Below are 1,897 nucleotides of genomic sequence, written 5' to 3'. Positions count from 1 at the left end.
AGATGTGTATAAGAGACAGGTATGCTGTGCAGCGGTAAAAAATGCCGTATGATGAAAGAGGTGTGATTGCATGCGCAAAGCCGCGGTGCTGTTTTTGGTGGGGCTGAGCCCCTTCCTGCTGGGATGGCTGCTCAGTCTGGGGATGACGACAATTTTTGCCCAGATGGGCGCCTGGTTCTACATCGTGGTAGGTCTGGCCGTGCTGACGCTGTGGATGGTGGTCTCCGGCACGTTTGGCTTCAAGGGCTCCAAGAGGGGCATGGCGCTCACCATGCTGTGCATCAACCTTCCAGCGCTGGTGGTGCTGGTGCTGCTGGGGGTGCAGGAGCTGTCCCTTCACGCCTACTGGGACAACGCAGTGGGCCTGCTGACCCAGTTCTTCTATCTGCCCCTTCTGCGCCTGGGCGCTATTGTGGCCATGTGGACCGGACAGGTGTTCTGGTTCTATTTCGGCGCATTCCTGCTGCTGGTGCTGTCCTCCTGGCTGGGCTGCCGGGCCAAGGACCCAGTGAAGAAATAAATTTTACGAAAACCGGAAAAATCTATTGACAGGACGGGATTTTTCAGGTATTATAACAGAGCGCCTGTAAAGGGGCGCAGTCTGCGATGATGCGGGAGATTGCGGCGCGAGCCGGTAACTTCCGCGGAGTATGTCCGAGCTAGAATCGGGCGGCTGAGGAGTCCGTGCACGGCGTATATCGCCGCGCAGGGAGTAAACCGGCCTGCTTGTGCCGGTTTTCTTCATGTCACGGAGTGATACGCACGGAAACGTGTGCTGAAGATTTCTCACCGTACGAAGCGTGCTCAATCCACCACTTCGTATGTTTTTAAGGAGGAACCACAATGGCAGCTCAGAAAGAAATGATCCGCATTCGCCTGAAGGCCTACGATCACCAGCTCATCGACCAGAGCGCTGAGAAGATCGTGGAGACCGCCAAGCGCACCGGCGCGTCCGTGTCCGGCCCCATCCCCCTGCCCACCAAGAAGGAGGTCGTGACCATCCTGCGCGCCGTCCATAAGTACAAGGATTCCCGCGAGCAGTTCGAGCGCCGCACCCATAAGCGCCTCATCGACATCCTCAAGCCCTCCCCCAAGACCGTGGAGGCCCTGATGTCCCTGGAGCTCCCCGCCGGCGTCGAGATCGAGATCAAGCTGTAACGAAGCGTGGAGAAGCCGGGAGCAGGCACGCAGTAAATCGCGCAGATGAAAAAACAGGCGACGCCAAAGGCGGAGCGGCATTTTTCACGGAGCGATGAACAGCGTGACGTTGCGAAGGCTTCGCAGCGTGACACAGCCATCTCAGACAACTACCTTTGTGTACCCGCAGTCCGCCGCGCTTTTGAGGCGGACGGGTCAAGTTGGCACGAAGCGCCTGAGCCGTCGTGAGCAGCGGCACAGCGGCCGCGCAGATGAAAAAACAGGCGACGCCAAAGGCGGAGCGGTATTTTTCACGGAGCGGCAAGCAGTGACGCGTTGCGAACAGGCGAGGCGTGACAGCGTCAACCAATAACCTTATTAAGGAGGAACTATCATGGAAAAGGCCATTATCGGCAAGAAGATCGGCATGACGCAGATCTTTGACGCCGACGGCAAGGTCATCCCGGTCACCGTTATTGAGGCTGGCCCCTGCACCGTGGTGCAGAAGAAGACCGAGGAGAAGGACGGCTACAACGCCGTTCAGCTCGGCTACGGCGACGTGGCGGAGCGCAAGCTCACCAAGCCTGAGCTGGGCCACCTGAAGAAGGCCGGCGACGCCCGCAAGAAGACCCTGAAGGAGTTCAAGCTGGCCAAGGCCGCCGAGATGAACGTGGGCGACGAGGTGAAGGTGGACGTGTTCGCCGAGGGCGACCGCGTGGACGTGACCGGCATCAGCAAGGGCTGTCTCTTATACACATCT

At 58.8% G+C, this 1,897-nt stretch carries 3 protein-coding genes; all 3 read left to right on the top strand.

The annotated features are described in order from the left end of the window. Nucleotides 1–70 precede the first annotated feature (70 nt). Nucleotides 71–520: a hypothetical protein gene (locus H7U36_RS14965; RefSeq protein WP_007494667.1), complete on the top strand. Its 450-nt coding sequence runs from the start codon at nucleotides 71–73 to the stop codon at nucleotides 518–520. A gap of 323 nt (nucleotides 521–843) precedes the next feature. After that, nucleotides 844–1,158 carry a 30S ribosomal protein S10 gene (rpsJ, locus tag H7U36_RS14960; protein ID WP_006573401.1) on the top strand — a complete coding sequence of 105 codons (315 nt, stop codon included), beginning with the start codon at nucleotides 844–846 and terminating at the stop codon, nucleotides 1,156–1,158. A gap of 373 nt (nucleotides 1,159–1,531) precedes the next feature. Beyond that, on the top strand, nucleotides 1,532–1,897 hold a 366-nt coding region (rplC, locus tag H7U36_RS14955; RefSeq protein WP_205156424.1), incomplete at its 3' end, for a 50S ribosomal protein L3.

The organism is Faecalicatena fissicatena (assembly GCF_016900595.1).
GTDB lineage: Bacteria > Bacillota > Clostridia > Lachnospirales > Lachnospiraceae > Claveliimonas > Claveliimonas intestinigallinarum.
Note: the sequence above shows the minus strand (reverse complement) of the source record. Positions and strands in the feature narration are given on the sequence as shown.